Annotated in this window: 14 protein-coding genes; 9 read left to right on the top strand and 5 right to left on the bottom strand. The window is 70.0% G+C overall.

Going from position 1 to position 15,575, the window contains the following annotated elements; all coding sequences use genetic code 11:
- Window positions 1–269 precede the first annotated feature (269 nt).
- The 4 genes from HUX53_RS02915 to HUX53_RS02900 all read left to right on the top strand — a co-directional run bounded on the left by HUX53_RS02915 (window position 270) and on the right by HUX53_RS02900 (window position 3,719).
- Window positions 270–947 (top strand): ScbR family autoregulator-binding transcription factor, encoded by a 678-nt coding sequence (locus HUX53_RS02915; RefSeq protein ID WP_309237017.1) that lies wholly within the window; start codon window positions 270–272, stop codon window positions 945–947.
- Window positions 948–1,027: 80 nt separating this feature from the next.
- Window positions 1,028–1,450 carry a DUF3151 domain-containing protein gene (locus HUX53_RS02910; RefSeq protein ID WP_217919017.1) on the top strand — a complete coding sequence of 141 codons (423 nt, stop codon included), beginning with the start codon at window positions 1,028–1,030 and terminating at the stop codon, window positions 1,448–1,450.
- A 128-nt stretch (window positions 1,451–1,578) separates the two neighbouring features.
- A complete protein-coding gene (locus tag HUX53_RS02905; protein WP_176401617.1) occupies window positions 1,579–2,862 on the top strand; it encodes an adenylosuccinate synthase in 1,284 nt (427 codons plus the stop codon).
- 44 nt (window positions 2,863–2,906) lie between these two features.
- Window positions 2,907–3,719 carry a glycerophosphodiester phosphodiesterase family protein gene (locus HUX53_RS02900; protein WP_176401616.1) on the top strand — a complete coding sequence of 271 codons (813 nt, stop codon included), beginning with the start codon at window positions 2,907–2,909 and terminating at the stop codon, window positions 3,717–3,719.
- 1 nt (window position 3,720) lies between these two features.
- On the opposite strand, the gene HUX53_RS02895 is transcribed toward HUX53_RS02900, so the two are convergent.
- Window positions 3,721–4,806 (bottom strand): magnesium and cobalt transport protein CorA, encoded by a 1,086-nt coding sequence (locus HUX53_RS02895; RefSeq protein ID WP_176401615.1) that lies wholly within the window; start codon window positions 4,804–4,806, stop codon window positions 3,721–3,723.
- Between the two features lie 368 nt (window positions 4,807–5,174).
- On the opposite strand from HUX53_RS02895, the gene purD reads away from it, so the two are divergent.
- From purD to HUX53_RS02880, 3 genes are read left to right on the top strand one after another with little or no spacing between them, the layout of a single operon-like run.
- Window positions 5,175–6,425: a phosphoribosylamine--glycine ligase gene (purD, locus tag HUX53_RS02890; protein WP_176401614.1), complete on the top strand. Its 1,251-nt coding sequence runs from the start codon at window positions 5,175–5,177 to the stop codon at window positions 6,423–6,425.
- Window positions 6,426–6,459: 34 nt separating this feature from the next.
- A complete protein-coding gene (purB, locus tag HUX53_RS02885; protein ID WP_176401613.1) occupies window positions 6,460–7,770 on the top strand; it encodes an adenylosuccinate lyase in 1,311 nt (436 codons plus the stop codon).
- A gap of 14 nt (window positions 7,771–7,784) precedes the next feature.
- Window positions 7,785–8,567, top strand: coding sequence for an MOSC domain-containing protein (locus HUX53_RS02880; protein ID WP_176401612.1), 783 nt, complete (start codon window positions 7,785–7,787; stop codon window positions 8,565–8,567).
- 1 nt (window position 8,568) lies between these two features.
- Here the strand turns inward: HUX53_RS02880 and HUX53_RS40655 are convergent, their stop codons facing one another.
- A complete protein-coding gene (locus tag HUX53_RS40655; RefSeq protein ID WP_176401611.1) occupies window positions 8,569–9,612 on the bottom strand; it encodes a suppressor of fused domain protein in 1,044 nt (347 codons plus the stop codon).
- Between the two features lie 270 nt (window positions 9,613–9,882).
- On the opposite strand from HUX53_RS40655, the gene murA reads away from it, so the two are divergent.
- Entirely contained in the window at window positions 9,883–11,169 is a 1,287-nt protein-coding gene (gene murA / locus HUX53_RS02870) for a UDP-N-acetylglucosamine 1-carboxyvinyltransferase (RefSeq protein ID WP_176401620.1), read from the top strand.
- A gap of 705 nt (window positions 11,170–11,874) precedes the next feature.
- Window positions 11,875–13,203 carry a GTP cyclohydrolase IIa gene (locus HUX53_RS02865; RefSeq protein WP_176401610.1) on the top strand — a complete coding sequence of 443 codons (1,329 nt, stop codon included), beginning with the start codon at window positions 11,875–11,877 and terminating at the stop codon, window positions 13,201–13,203.
- A gap of 33 nt (window positions 13,204–13,236) precedes the next feature.
- Here HUX53_RS02865 and hisC read toward each other — a convergent pair whose 3' ends face one another.
- From hisC to HUX53_RS02850, 3 genes are read right to left on the bottom strand one after another with little or no spacing between them, the layout of a single operon-like run.
- Window positions 13,237–14,316 carry a histidinol-phosphate transaminase gene (gene hisC / locus HUX53_RS02860; RefSeq protein WP_176401609.1) on the bottom strand — a complete coding sequence of 360 codons (1,080 nt, stop codon included), beginning with the start codon at window positions 14,314–14,316 and terminating at the stop codon, window positions 13,237–13,239.
- A gap of 42 nt (window positions 14,317–14,358) precedes the next feature.
- Window positions 14,359–14,634 (bottom strand): DUF6401 family natural product biosynthesis protein, encoded by a 276-nt coding sequence (locus tag HUX53_RS02855; RefSeq protein ID WP_176401608.1) that lies wholly within the window; start codon window positions 14,632–14,634, stop codon window positions 14,359–14,361.
- Window positions 14,635–14,684: 50 nt separating this feature from the next.
- Window positions 14,685–15,362, bottom strand: coding sequence for an NUDIX domain-containing protein (locus tag HUX53_RS02850; RefSeq protein ID WP_176401607.1), 678 nt, complete (start codon window positions 15,360–15,362; stop codon window positions 14,685–14,687).
- Window positions 15,363–15,575 lie beyond the last annotated feature (213 nt).

The following is a 15,575-nucleotide window of genomic DNA, read 5'->3' as shown; positions in this document are numbered from 1 at the left end:
CCTGCGGCCGCTCCAAGACGTCACGATCAGCCTGGCCGGCCAGCAGATCACCGCCAAGCCCGAGATCACCCCAGACGCCCGAGCCATCCTCAACGCGCTGACACACTAAAACTGTGCAACTCAGGTCCGGGTGCCGTTTTGATCGTCGCCCGCCGGTATACGGAAAAGAAACGCGACACCGTTCAATGACTCTCTTTGTTCGACCGAACAGAATGCCCACAGACATGCACCTCCGGTAGGATCACCCGCGCCGGCACCGCCACACCGATATGCAAAATCTTATTTTGGATATACAGGCATCATTCATGCAAAAGCGGGCATACCAGACATGCAGTCTCATCCTGCGATCGGCCGCTGAAATGTTCGACACGCGCGGGTACCTGGGCACCAGCCTCCAGGACGTCGTGGCGGGGACACCGGTCAGCAAGGGCGCGCTGTATTTCCACTTCCCGACCAAGGCCGATCTCGCCGTCGCCATTCTGCGCGAACAGCACACGCTCTGGTCGGACGTGGTGTCCCAGCTCCGCTGGCAGAAACGCGCCATCCTGGTGTTGTTCGAGCTCTCCTTCCACGTCGCCGAGCTGTTTCGGGACGACGTCATCGTCCGCGCGAGCGCGCGGCTCGCCTATGAGGGCGCCCCGGTCGCATCATCGACGCCGCCGCTGTTCGACGGCTGGGCCACCGTGATCGAGGAACTCCTGCTGGAAGCCGTGTCCCAGGGTGACGCGCGGCCGGAGACGCAGGCGCGGCCGGTGGCCGAGTTCATCGTCGCCGCGTTCGCCGGATGCGAGCGGATCTCCGCGGCCGAGAACCATCGCACGGACCTGTCGCTGCGCGTCCGGACCATGTGGGACCACCTGCTCCCCGGTCTCGTTCCGGACGACTTCCTCGCCGAGCTGGGCGAGTTCGTGCACCGGGTCGGCTGCGACCACGGCGTGCTGAACTGAGTCGCGCGGCGGAATCCGCGCCGGACGCGGTTCCACTGGCCGCGACCCGGGTTGATGCGGGGCGGTCGAGGCTGCTTACGATGGCCCGCATGACCCAGAACCTGCTCGGCGGCCCTCCTCCGACCGAACTGCCGGACAACACCGAAGCCCGGACGGCCCTGGAGAACGGCGTCGACCCGTTCGAAGTCGCCGCGCGCCACCCGGACTACCCGGGCGCGTGGGCCGAGCTGGCCGACCGGGCCTTCAACAACGGCTCCGTCATCGACTCCTACGCGTTCGCCCGCACCGGCTACCACCGCGGCCTGGACTCGCTGCGGCGGGCCGGCTGGAAGGGTCACGGGCCCGTCCCGTGGGAGCACGAGGCCAACCGCGGGTTCCTGCGCGCCCTGCACGCGCTCGGCCGCGCCGCCGCGGCCATCGGCGAGGAGGCCGAGGCCGAGCGCTGCAAGGCGTTCCTGCGCGACAGCAGCCCCACCGCCGCCGACACCCTCAACGGCGCCTAGCCGGCGCGGGACCAGGCCGGTGACCTGCGCTCCGGTTTTCATGCCGCGCCGCTAAAGGTAGGCTTTGATCGCAAGAGGCCCCTTCGCTTGCGGCGACCGGGGCCTTCGTCGTGGGAAGGAAAAGTGGCATGCCTGCCATCGTTCTTGTCGGTGCCCAGTGGGGAGATGAGGGCAAGGGCAAGGCAACAGACCTGCTCGGCGGGGACGTCGACTACGTCGTCCGGTACCAGGGCGGCAACAACGCCGGCCACACGGTGGTCATCGGCGACAAGAGCTACGCGCTGCACCTGCTGCCGTCCGGGGTGCTGTCGCCCGACGTCGTGCCGGTGATCGGCAACGGCGTGGTGATCGACCCGGCCGTCCTGCTGCAGGAGATCGACGGGCTGCGGGAGCGCGGCATCTCCTGCGAGCGGCTGCTGATCTCGGCGAACGCGCACCTGATCATGCCCCACCACCGGGCCCTCGACAAGGTCACCGAGCGGTACCTCGGCAAGGCCCGGATCGGCACCACCGGGCGCGGCATCGGCCCCACCTACGCCGACAAGATCAACCGGATGGGCATCCGCGTCCAGGACCTGTTCGACCCGAACATCCTCACGCAGAAGCTCGACCTGTCGCTGCGCGAGAAGAACCAGGTGCTGACGAAGGTCTACAACCGGCGCCGCATCGAGACGGGTCCGATCGTCCAGGAGTACCTGGCGTACGGGGAGCGACTGAAGCCGTTCGTCGTCGATACGACGCTGGTCCTGAACAAGGCGCTGGACGACGGGAAGGTCGTCCTGCTGGAGGGCGCTCAGGGCACGCTGCTGGACATCGACCACGGCACCTACCCGTTCGTGACGTCGTCCAGCCCGACGGCCGGCGGCGCGTGCGCGGGCTCCGGTGTCGGCCCCACGAAGATCACCCGGGTGATCGGCATCCTGAAGGCGTACACGACCCGCGTGGGCTCGGGACCGTTCCCGACCGAGCTGCTGGACGAGCAGGGCGAGTACCTGCGCAAGACCGGCGGCGAGTACGGCGTCACCACGGGACGCGACCGCCGCTGCGGCTGGTTCGACGCCGTCATCGCCCGCTACGCGACCCGCGTCAACGGCATCACCGACTACTTCCTCACGAAGCTGGACGTCCTGTCCGGCCTGGAACGCGTGCCGGTATGCGTCGCCTACGACGTCGATGGCACCCGTGTTGAGGAGCTCCCCACGACGCAGACCGATTTCCACCACGCCAAGCCCATCCTGGAGTACCTGGACGGCTGGCAGGAGGACATCACCGGCGCGCAGAAGTTCGAGGACCTGCCCGCGAACGCGCAGGCGTACGTCCGGGCCCTGGAGGAGATGTCCGGCGCCCAGATCTCCGCCATCGGCGTCGGCCCCGGCCGCGACCAGACGCTCTCGCTTCGCTCTCTTGTTTGACATTGTTCACCGCACGTTCGGTAACGGACGGTAACGTGCGTGCGGTGATCTCTACCGTCGAGGTGCACGGACACCGGGGCGCGCGCGGCCTCCGTCCGGAGAACACCCTCCCCGGCTTCGCCCACGCCCTCGCGTTGGGCGTCGACGCGATCGAGTTGGACGTGGGTCTGTCGGCGGACGGCGTCGTGGTCCTGAACCACGACCAGGTCCTTTCGCCGAGGAACTTGGCGGATACCGCTCCCGCGCAGCCCGACGACCCGGACTTCCCCTACGTGGGCAAGCCGATCCGTGAGTTAACCCTCGCCCAGCTCCGCACGGTGGATGCAGGCGCCGGCTCAGGCATCCCCACGCTGGCCGAGGCTTGTACCCTCTTGGCCCCGGCGGACGTGACGCTCTCCGTTGAACTCAAGACCGACCCCACGTGGACGGACGAGGAAGTAGAACTCTTCACCGCCGCCGTGGTGAACGTCCTGAAGTCACGCGGAATGACGGAGAGAACCCGCCTGCTGGCCTTCGACTGGCGCGTCCTGGTCGAGGCCCGCTGCCACTACCCGGAGCTAGGCCGCGTAGCGCTGATCGAACGCAAGACCCTCGTCCCGAACACCGCCTGGCTGGCCGGTCAATCGCCCAAGGACCCGGTGGCAGCGGCCCTCGCCATAGGCGCGACGGCCCTGTCCCCGGAGCACGTCATCACCACCCCCGCGCTGATAGAGGACGCCCACACGGCCGCCCTCCCGGTCATCGTCTGGACGGTCAACACCCATCAGGAGATGACCCGCTTCATCGACTACGGCGTGGACGCGATCGTCAGCGACTACCCCGACCGCCTCCTGAACGTCCTGGCGGCAGCGGTCTGAACTACATCCAGCCGTTTCTGCGGAAGCCCCGGTAGAGGGAGAAGCAGATGAAGGCGATGACGCCGAGGATCATGGGGTAGCCGTAGCGCATGTGGAGTTCGGGCATGTGGTCGAAGTTCATGCCGTAGATGCCAGCTATGGCGGTGGGGACCATGAAGATGGCGCCCCAGGCGGAGATCTTGCGCATGTCCTTGTTGTCGGCGACGGTGACCTGGGTCATGTGCGCCTGCAGGATCGGGTTGAGGAGTTCGTCGTAGGACTCGACCTGCTCGCGGACGCGGGTGAGGTGGTCCTCGACGTCCCGCAGGTACTCCTTTATCTCGGTGGGGACGAAGCGGCGGCCGGACAGGTTGCGCAGCGGGCTGGCGAGCGGGCCAACGGCGCGCTTCAGCTGGATGACCTCGCGCTTGAGCCGGTAGATGCGCCGGGACTCGTCGGTGCGCTCGGGGGAGAAGACGGCCTCTTCGACCTCGTCGATGTCCTCCATGACGGCGTTCGCGACGCCGACGTAGCCGTCCACGACGCGGTCGGCGACGGCGTGCAGGACGGCGGCGGGACCGAGCGCGAGGCGGGCCGGGTCCTTTTCCAGATCGCGGCGGACGGTGCCGAGTTCGCCGTGCGTACCGTGCCGGACGGTGACGACGAAGTCGGGCCCGCAGAACAGCATGATCTCGCCGGTGACGACGACTTCGGCGCCGCCGGGCTCGCTCGGCACGTAGCCGACGGTCTTCATGACGACGAAGTGGACGTCGTCGTAGCGCTCCAGCTTGGGCCGCTGGTGGGCGTGGATCGCGTCCTCGACGGCGAGCGGGTGCAGGCCGAACACCTCGGCGATGTCGGCGAGTTCCGTCGCGGACGGCTCGTGCAGGCCGACCCATACGAAACCGGCGCTGTCGCCGTCCGGGGTGAGGCGGCCGTCGCGGATGAGGCGGACGGCGTCCGCGACGGTGCCGGTGCAGACCCGGTGCCCGTCGATGTAGGCGGCCCAGTCGATGACGGCGGAATCGCGGTTCGGAGCCTGCACGCCGTTGGGGCGGCCGCGCGTCTTGAACAGCGCTCGACCGGGGCGGACTCGAGTCATGGCCATGAGGTGCTCCTAACCCGCCGGCCACGCACGTAGCGCGCGCTCAACCCAGGCTGGTCAGCGAAGGGAGCGCGCGGTGCCGATGGCCGGACGCCAGACGGAGGCGGACGGAGGAACAGTCCTGTGCGGACTGTGAGGGTTTTCCGGCGAACTGCAAGGATCACCAGGACTCATCCCGACCACCTCCTTTCACGCACCTCGACATCGGGCGGTCAAGCCCGTCGCAGCTTACCAGCCGACATTTAGGACGCTGCCCATAACGGTGAGGTTGACCCGTCCCGCTGTGACGGTCGCCTCACTCGGCACGACCCCCGTAACGGGCGGGGTCACCGCCATCATTCCCCGCAGGGGGATCTGTAAGCTCGCGTCACGTGCGAGTACTCGTCCTTGGATCGGGTGGCCGCGAGCATGCGCTCGCCCGCGCCCTGCACCGCGCCCCTGCCGTCACCGCCCTCCACTGCGCCCCGGGCAACCCGGGCACGGCCGAGATCGCGGACAACCACCAGCTCGACCCGTGCGACCCGACCGCCGTGACGGAGCTCGCCGAGCGCCTGCGCACCGACCTCGTCGTCATCGGCCCGGAGGCCGTCCTCGTCGCCGGGGTCGGCGACGCCCTGCGCAAGGCCGGCGTCCCGTGCTTCGGCCCGGACCGCGCCGCCGCCCGCATCGAGGCGTCCAAGGCGTTCGCGAAGGAGATCATGGCGGCGGCCGGGGTGCCGACCGCCGAGGCCCGCGTCTGCGACACCACCATGCAGGTCGAGGAGGCGCTGGACGCCTTCGGCCCGCCCTACGTCGTGAAGGACGACGGCCTCGCCGCCGGCAAGGGCGTCGTCGTCACCGAGGACCGCACGATCGCGTCCCGGCACGCCACCGCCTGCGAACGCGTCGTGGTCGAGGAGTTCCTGGACGGCCCCGAGGTCTCCCTGTTCGCCCTCTGCGACGGCCAGCACGCCGTCCCGCTCCTGCCGGCCCAGGACTTCAAGCGCGCCTACGACGATGACGCGGGCCCCAACACGGGCGGCATGGGCGCCTACAGCCCGCTCCCCTGGATCTCCCCCGACCTCGTGGACGAGGTCATGGCCACCGTCGTCCAGCCCGCCGTGGACGAACTGCGCCGCCGAGAGATCCCGTACGTGGGCACCCTCTACGCGGGGCTGGCCCTCACTTCCAAGGGCGTCCGCGTCGTCGAGTTCAACGCGCGCTTCGGCGACCCCGAGACCCAGGTCGTCCTGGACCGCCTGGCGACCCCGCTCGCCAAGCTCCTCCAGTCCTGCGCTATCGGCGGCCTGGACCCCGACTTCCGTCCCGAATGGCATCCGGGCGCGGCCGTCACGGTCGTCGTCGCCGCCGAGGGCTACCCGGAAGCCCCTGTGAAGGGCGACGAGATCACCGGCTTGGACGAGGCGTCCAAGGTCGACGGCGCCTACGTCCTGCATGCCGGGACGAAGCTGGGCGGCGAGGGACGGCTCATCGCCAACGGCGGCCGCGTCCTGAACGTGGTCGGCACCGGCCCCGACCTCCCCGCCGCCCGCGCGACCGCCTACGAGGCCGCCTCCCACATCGCGTTGCGCGGTTCGCACCACCGCACCGACATCGCTCTCAAGGCCGCCGCCGCGCCGTGACGGAACCGGGGCGGAGACCTGGGACAATGGGCGCGTGATCGAGCGCTACACACTGCCGGAGATGGGGCGCGTCTGGAGTGACGCGCACAAGTACGAGTTGTGGTGTCGGGTGGAGGTCCTCGTCGTCGAGGCCCACGCCGAGGCCGGCACGATCCCGCCGGAGGTGGTGGAGCCGGTGCGCAAGGCGCCGCCGCCGACGCCGGAGGCGGTGCACGAGATCGAGGCGGTCACGCAGCACGACGTGATCGCCTTCCTGTCGGCGTGGGCGGACAACACCGAGCCGCGGGAGGCCGCGCGGTACGTCCACTTCGGGATGACCTCGTCCGACCTGCTGGACACGGCGCTCGCGCTGCAACTGGTCGAGGCCACCGACATCCTGCTGGCGAAGGCCGACACGCTCGTCGCGACGCTGCGGGACCATGCGCTGGCCCACAAGGGGACGCTGCGGGTCGGGCGGACGCACGGCATTCACGGTGAGCCGGACGTGTGGGGGCACCGGGTCGCCGACTTCGCGTTCGCCATGGCGCGGTCTCGGGACCGGCTGCGGCGCGCCCGGGAGGCCGTGGGTGTGATGGCGATTTCGGGTGCTGTCGGGACGTACTCCAACATCGACCCCGCGATCGAACTGCATGTCGCGCGGAAGCTGGGGCTGAAGTCGGCCGACGTGTCGACGCAGGTCGTGATGCGGGACGGCATCAGCGAGTGGGTGTCGGCGCTGGCGATCATGGCGACGGTGTGCGAGGCGATCGCGCTGGAGGTGCGGCACGGGCAGCGGACGGAGGTCCGCGAGCTGTGGGAGCCGTTCGGGAAGGGCCAGAAGGGCTCGTCCGCGATGCCGCACAAGAAGAACCCGATCATCTCCGAGCGGCTCGCCGGCATGGCGCGGATCGTGCGGGCGCAGATCGTCCCGGTGCTGGAGGGCATCCCGCTGTGGCACGAGCGCGACATCTCGCACTCGTCCACCGAGCGGATCGCGCTGCCGGACGCGTCCGTCGCGCTCGACTACATGCTGAACCTGACGAACCGCCTCATGTCCGGGCTCGTGGTGGACGAGGCACGGATGACGGAGAACCTGGAGTCGACGGGCGGCCTGATCTACACCTCGACCGTGCTGCTGGAACTGGTCGAAGCGGGCATGTCGCGCGACGATGAGGCGTACCCGCTCGTCCAGAAGGCCGCGATGGAGACCTGGGAGAGCGGCACGCCGTTCCGCGAGACGCTGCGCAAGCACGCCGCGGCAGCGGGACTGACGTTGGACGAGAAGCGCCTGGACGAGGTATGCCGTCCGGAGCGCTTCGTCGAGCGGCTGGGCCCGGTGTTCGACCGGCTGGCCGCGCTCAACTGAAACAAGGAGGGGCCTTGAAGGGGACCCTGACCGAGCTGAACGCCTACCCGCTCAAGAGCGGCGGCGGAACCGCGCTCCGCAGCGCGGAGCTGACGCCCAGGGGGCTGCGGTTCGACCGGGAGTTCATGCTGATCAGCCCTGGAGGCCGCTTCCTGTCGCAGCGGGAGTCCGCCCGGATGGCGCTCTTGCGTCCGTCCTACGACGGCGAGGTCCTCGCAGTGAACGCTCCCAGTGCTTCACCGCTCGTCCACAAGGCCGTGGACGACGGTGAGGTCCTGGACGTGCGCGTCCACCGGACGGATTGCCAGGGCATCGACCAGGGCGAGGAGGCCGCGGTCTGGTTCTCCGAGCAGCTAGGCACCGACTGCCGACTCGTGCGCTTCACCGGTCATCGGCCGACGTCCAGGGGCGGCGGTGAGGTGATGTTCGCCGACGGGTACCCGCTGCTGGTCATCTCCGCCGAGTCTTTGGCCGACCTCAACACGCGCTTGGACGAACCCGTCCCGATGAACCGATTTCGCCCGAGCCTCGTCATCGAGGGCCTCGGCCCCTACGGCGAGGACGACGTGCGCCTGCTGCGCGTCGGCGAGGCCGTCATCGAGATGGTGAAGCCGTGCGCCCGATGCCTCATCACGACCACCGACCAGGAAACCGCTGAGCGCGGCCGTGAGCCGCTCCGGACGCTCGCCACCTACCGGACCAGGGACCGCGGCATCCAGTTCGGCTACAACGCCGTCCCGCGCGCGCTGGGCACCCTCACGCTCGGCGACGACATCGAAGTTCTCGAACCCCGCTGACTCAGCCGACGACTTCGCCGGTCTCCTTGCCGAAGCGGTCTTTCATCGCGGTCGGCACGATCTCGACGGTGAGCCCTGGGAGAGACGCAATAACGGTGCTTCCCGCCGTTGCGGGCATGGCGGCCGCCAGCTCGTCCAGCGCGGTCGCCGGCAGATGGACCTCCAGCACGCCGTCGGCCGGTTCCTCGACCGCGAACGCGTCGGCGGGACGGAACGCGAGGATCGTGTCGTCGGTCTGCAGGATCAGCTCGCGCCCGAACGGGATGCGTCCGCGCAGCGAATCCGCGATGGCCGGGGCTTGCAGTGCGCCGAGCTTCAGCGTCGTCGAACCGGCGTCGCGCTCCCAGTTCGCCGTGGACACGAACAGCAGGCCGCCGCTGGAGCCGTCCCGCGCGATGCCCTCCTCGACGGCGCGGGCCACCTCGGGGTCGGCGAGCAGCGACCGGCGGTCGACGTCGGTGACGCCGAGCGGCAGGTGCGGGGCGAGCGCCGCCATGAGGCCCCCGGCGTTCCACCGGCGCAGCGCGTCGTACTCCTCGGACGCGAGCCCGACGACCTGCAGGAACACGACCTTGCCGTGCGGTGTCGAGATCGTCCCGAGCTCCGGGTCCTCGACGAACGTGACCGCGCGGATCTCCGAGTCGTCGCGGTCGGCGGCGACCGGGCCGTTGACGTTCATGTGGTGGCCGGCCTCGAACCAGTTGCCCGACTGGAACACGTACCGGCCGAGGTTCTGCAGCAGGTTCGCCGCCCACACCGGCGGCGTCTCCTCCGCCGGGTCGCGGACGAGCCGGAACGTGAACTCGAAGCCCCAGCCCGACTCGTCCGGGTCCTCGGACTCCTTCTCGTACAGCTCCGTCATGCCGTAGGAGACGAAATGCCAGTGCGGGACGGGCTCCGTCCGCGCGTAGACGCTGATCCCGTCGAGCGGGTCGGGACCGCCCACGGCCCACTTGAGGAGGGTGGCCAGATGGTGCGGCTCGGTGTCGCCGTAGAGCGGGCGGAGGGCGGCGTCGATGGCGTCCCAGCCGGGCGATTCGTCCATGAATGATCACGATAGCGGCCACCCCGCGGAGGCGCCGCCCCTAGGCTCACCTTGGGAAATTTCCTTGGGAGTGCGAACTTTTTGCGCGGAGCGAAGGTCTCACCAAGCAGACTGACGGCCAGCGCGGGCAGGACGGGACATGTCCGGCCCGGTGGTTTACTGGGGTCGCGTTGGCGCAGAGGGGGACACCGTTCGGCGCGCTCGACTCTCGTGCTCCCACTTGATGGCAGGCACCTACCCGCACCCGAGAAGGAGTAAGGCGGCATGAGCATGGGCCACGAGGTTCGCTACCGCGTGCGCGGCGGCAGGCAGCTGCACGGCACGGTATTCATCCAGGGCGCGAAGAACGCCGTCCTGCCGATGATCGGTGCCTCGCTGATGGCCGCCAAGGGACGGACGGTCCTGCGGAACGTCCCGATCATCGAGGACGTGCGGCGGGCGGTGGAGCTCGCGCGGGCCATCGGGGCCAAGGCCGAGCTGCACGAGACCGAGCGCACCCTGGTGATCGACGCGTCCTCGCTGAGCAGCCCCGTGCTGCCCGCCGACATCGCGTCCCGGTTCCGCGGCTCGTTCCTGTTCGTCCCGGCGCTGCTGCACCGGCTCGGCGAGGCCGTCATCGAGGGCGTCGGCGGCTGCAACCTCGGCAGCCGCAACCTGGACTTCCACTACAACGGCTTCAAGCGGATGGGCGCCACGGTCACCGAGCACGTGGCCGACAACGGCGACGGCATCATCCACATCAAGGCCGGCGACCTGCGCGGCGGGACGCTGTACTGCGACACCCCGTCGCACACCGGCACCGAGAACCTGATCATGGCGGCGGCGCTGGCCCGCGGCACCACGCTGATCAAGAACGCGGCGCTGGAGCCGGAGGTGCTGGACAACATCGCGATCCTGCAGGCGATGGGCGCCAAGATCAGCGGCGGCGGCACCGGGTTCGTCACGGTCGAGGGCGTGGACGAGCTGACCGCCGTCGAGCACACCGTGATGCCCGACCGGATCGACGCCGGCGTGTTCGTGATGGCCGCCGCGATCACCGGCGGCGACCTGAACCTCGTCGGCGCCTCGCTGGAGCACCTCGGCGTCGCCGCCGACAAGCTGGAGCAGATGGGCGTCGAGTTCCACCAGCAGGGCGCCGTCCTGCAGGTCCGCCGCGACCGGACGCTGCGCCCGATCAACGTCATCACCGACGAGTACCCGGGCTTCGCCACCGACCTGCAGTCGCCGATCATGGCGCTGTCCTGCCTCGCCGAGGGCCCGTCCTACGTCTACGAGCGGATCTTCGACGGCCGGTTCAAGCTGGCCGACGAGCTGCGCAAGATGGGCGCCGACATCGAGGTGGACGGCAACCGCGCGAAGGTGAACGGGCCGCGGCCGCTGCGCGGCGCCGAGGTGGAGGCGCACGACCTGCGGTGCGGCAGCGCCCTCGTCCTCGCGGGCCTCGCCGCCGAGGGCGAGACGACGATCACCTCGGCCTACTACCTCGACCGCGGGCACGCGCACACCGCCGAGCGGCTGTCGCAGCTCGGCGCCGAGATCGTCCGCGAGGCCGACTAGGACGCGGGACGGGGCGGGGCCCGGCTGGAAACGGCCGATTGTGGCCCCGTCCTGACCAACTCCCGGTTCGCACCTGACGAGACGTGTAACGCCGGGAGCAGAAAAACCCGAGCTGAGAGTTACCGCTCGGCTGCGGAGAGTCGGGGCAGTGGCGCTCGCGGACCGCCGATCGGGTCGGCTGACCTGGGAAGAAACCCATGGAACGCTCCCGGTTCGGCCGGTCCGTAATCCGGTAAATAATCACCGACGCTGATCATCGGGGCCGCTGGACGGATCGTTCGTCTTTCCGGCGCGACCGGAAACGACTCGTCCGGATTTCGGCCCGCAGGTAAACCAAACCGGTACCGCAGGGGTCCCTCCTGTACGTGAGAGCGTCAGGTGGGGCCCCTTGCGGCGTTTTGGGGTCTTGCCTTTCAACTTCGGACGTCCGAAGATGCTGGATCGAGACTGCCCGAATGGTGACAAATTACTGACCAGGGGGTCGCGTAGGTTACTTTTTCGCCGCACTCTTGATTCGATTTCGCGTCTGGGTGTCACATCTCGTCATCCTGACCCGATCTCCCAGTCAAGGCCTCGGATGGCGGCGCTGGGTCAGGAGGCAGGGGCGACGAGCCCATGGAGTCGACCGTTGGGCGAGACGTGCGCGAACAGGTGGCCGGGGCGGTGCCCTTGCCGAGAGGACGGACCGGAAGCGAGCGAGCATCGATGACGGCGGCACGGACGGGGTCGGTCACGCCCGATCTCACAATCGGCGTCGTGGGCCCCCACGACCTGGTGGAACGGGTCATGCTGATGGGCCACGGCCCCACCCCGGTACCGAGCCGGCTGGTGGCCGCCGCGTACCGGGACGAGCAGGAGGCGGCCGACAAGGTCGTGCGGCTCGGATCGGGGGTGGACGTCTGCCTGTTCGCGAGCCCCGTCCCCTACGACTTCGCCCGCAAGGCGGGCGTGCTGACCATGCCCGCCACGTACGTTCCGCTGAACGGCGCCGCCCTGCAGGGCGCGCTGCTGCGGGCATCCCTGGACGAGCGCTTCGACCCGGCCCGGGTCAGCATCGACGTGCTCGGCCGCGCCGAGGTCGAGGAGGCCTACTCCGAGATCAGCCTCGGCACCGAGCAGGTGCACCTGCGCGAGGAGGCCGCGGGCCCCGGCACGCTCGCCGCGTTCCACGAGCGCCTCTGGCGGCGCGGCGCGACGACCGTCGCGATGACCTGCGTGCACGCCACGGCCGAACGCATGGAAATGGCGGGCGTTCCGACGATCCGCGTCCGTCCGACGGGCGCCGCGATCCGCAGCTCTCTCCAGACCGCCGCGCTGCTCGGCGCGCACCACCGCCTGGAGGAATCCCAGCTGGTCGTGGTCCTCGTGGACGTCCCGACCCTCCGCGAGACACCCCGCCGAGTAACGCCCCGCTACTGGCGGGACGAGCTGAAGCTCGCGCTGCACCGCGTCCTGCTCCAGGAGGCGCACCGCATGAACGCCTCGGTCTGGCCCCTCGACGACCACAGCTACCTGGTCATCGCCACACGAGGCTCCGTGACGACCTCGACCGAGGGCTTCCGTACCCCGCCCTTCGTGGAACGCGTCCGCGAAGAGCTGGGCCTCGCCATCGAGGTGGGCATCGGCATGGGCCGCACCGCCCACGAGGCCGAGAACCACGCCCGCGCCGCCTTGGCCCGCTCGCAGAGCTCCCAGCGCGTCCAGGGCTTCGCCCTGGACCGCGACGGCCGCGCCCTCGTCCCGGCCCCGCGCACGCCCCCACGCTCCCAGCCCCAGGCCAAGCCGAAGGGCCTGGAGATCCTGGCCCGCCTGGCCGACAAGCTGGGCGACCAGGAGCAGCCCCTCATCGTGGACGCGGAGAACGCCGGCAAGATGCTCGGCGTCACCCCCCGCACGGCCCGCCGCCTCCTACGCACCCTCGTCGAAGAGGGCCTGGCCTGGCCGTTGCCCCCCAACCGCACCCCGCAACCAGGCCGCCCCCGCCAGCTCTACCGCCTCATCGTCGAAAAGCTGGGCCCCGCCAAGACCACCTGAAAGCCTCGCCGGGCGGGGCGGCCCGGGAGGGTGTCAGTTGCGGTGGGGGAAGGCCGTGGCCACGGCCAGGAAGGCGTCGTTCTCTTCCGGGGAGCCGATGGAGACTCGTGCGCCTTCGCCGTCGAAGGGGCGGACGCTCACGCCCTGGGCGTCGCAGGCCGCGGAGAACTCCATCGTGCGGTCGCCCAGGCGAAGCCAGACGAAGTTCGCCTCGGTCGGCGGGACCGTCCAGCCGTCGGCGAGGAGGGCGTCGCGCACGCGGTCGCGTTCCTTCACCGTGTTCTCGACCCGCTCCAGGAGTTCGTCGGTGGCTTCAAGGGACGCGATGCCAGCGGCCTGCGCGACCGAGTTCACGCTGAACGGCAGGAAAGTCTTGCGGATCGCGCCCGCGACCTCCGGGTGCGCGACGAGGTAGCCGATGCGGAGGCCGGCGAGCCCGTACGCCTTGGAAAAGGTACGCAGGATCGCGAGGTTCGGGCGGTCGCCGTAGAGCGTGAGGCCGTCCGGGACTTCTTCGTCGCGGATGTACTCGCGGTACGCCTCGTCCAGCACGACCAGGCAGTCGGCGGGGACCCGGTCCAGGAACGCCTCGATCTCGGCGCGCCGGACGGCGGTGCCCGTCGGGTTGTTCGGGTTGCAGACGAAGACCAGCCGCGTCCGATCAGTGATCGCGTCCGCCATCGCGGACAGGTCGTGGGTCTCGTCCTTCAGATCCACCTGGACGCCCGTCGCGCCGGAAAGCGACACCAGCAGCGGGTACGCCTCGAACGAGCGCCACGCGTACACGACCTCGGCGCCCGGCTCGGCGACGGCCTCCAGCAGCATCTGCGTCATCCCGACCGAGCCGCAGCCCACCGCGACATGGTCGGCGGGGACGCCGCAGAACGACGCGATCGCCTCGGTCAGCGCCGTCGCGTTGTTGTCGGGGTAGCGGTTGATGTTCCGCGCCGCCTCGCCGATGGCGTCCAGCACCGAGGGCAGCGGGCCCTCCGGCGACTCGTTGGACGACAGCTTGAACGAGCGGCCCTCGGGTGACACCACGACCTTTCCGGGCTTGTAAGCCACGAACCGGTCGAGGACGGAGCGGAAGCGCGGAGTGGTTGCCTCGGACACCGTTGTCCTCCAGATCGCACAGGGGGGTGATGACCCCTCAGCCTACGCAGCGTCCCTCATCATCCAGCAAACGGCCACGATGCGGACGAACCGCCAGTCGCGGGGGTCGTCGGGCCACCAGCCGCGGTTGAAGGCGTCCTCGGCGAACCCGTGCAGGTACGCCATCAGCCTCTCCTCGCCGGGCGCGCCCAGTTCGTCCCGCAGGGTCGCCACGTGCTGGTCGACGGCCGCCGCGAGCCCGGGGGAGCCGGCCATCTCCGCGACGCCGACCTCGCCGATGTCGCGGACGAGCAGGCCGAGCGATTCGTCACCGTTCATAGGGGCCGAAAATAGCAACCGTCCCCGGATGCGTGCGACGTCGCCCCAGGTCAAGAAGCCCGCGGCCGCAGCATCGGCGGGCGCAGCTGCTCGGCGTCGCCGCGCCGGTACAGCCTTGCCGGGCGGCCGCCGTCGCGCGTCGTGGTCCGCTCCGTCGGGATGAGGAACCGGTCGGCGCCGGTGACCTTCCGGTGGAAGTTGCGCGGGTCGAGGCTGGTGCCCCACACGATCTCGTAGACGCGGCGCAGCTCGGCGACGGTGAACTCGGGCGGGCAGAACGCGGCGGCCAGCGACGTGTACTCCAGCTTCGCGCGCGCCCGCTCCATCCCGTCGCAGAGGATCCGGCGGTGGTCGAACGCGGCCCGGTCGTGGTGGACGAGCTCGTCCACGGCCGTCCACAGCACCTGCGCGCGGCTGGACGCGGGCAGATCCGGCGCCAGCCCCAGATACGCGACGCTCACCACCCGCTGCCGGGGGTCGCGGTCGGGATACCCGAAGGTCGCGAGCTGCTCCAGGTGGATCCGCACGTCCGCGAGCCCGGCCCGCTCCGCCATCAGCCTGGATGCCGCGACGGGCAGGTCCTCGTCCAGCTGGATGAACCCGCCGGGCAGCGACCACGCCCCGTCATAGGGCGCCCGGTCCCGCCGCCACATCAGCGCGCACAGGCGCTGCTCCCGCACGGTGAGCACGACAAGATCGACGGAGACGGCAAGCCGCGGCACGGACATGCACGGAGTCTATTGGGGGGACGACCCCCCAAACCCCCCGTTACGAGCCGGTCGATCCGCACGCCACAGTGCCGGTGTGCTGTGACCGTGCGGGCCGGTGCCGTGGCGCTGCGGTCGCTCGGCTCGGCGGGCTTGCGCCCTTCGCTCGCTCCACGCGCCTGCCCGTATTGCCGGGGGCGGGGCTCACGCCGTGAAGGCCCGGCGGGGCCGGGC

Origin of the sequence: Actinomadura sp. BRA 177 (genome assembly GCF_013372625.1) — a bacterium.
Taxonomy (GTDB): domain Bacteria; phylum Actinomycetota; class Actinomycetes; order Streptosporangiales; family Streptosporangiaceae; genus Spirillospora.
Note: the sequence above shows the minus strand (reverse complement) of the source record. Positions and strands in the feature narration are given on the sequence as shown.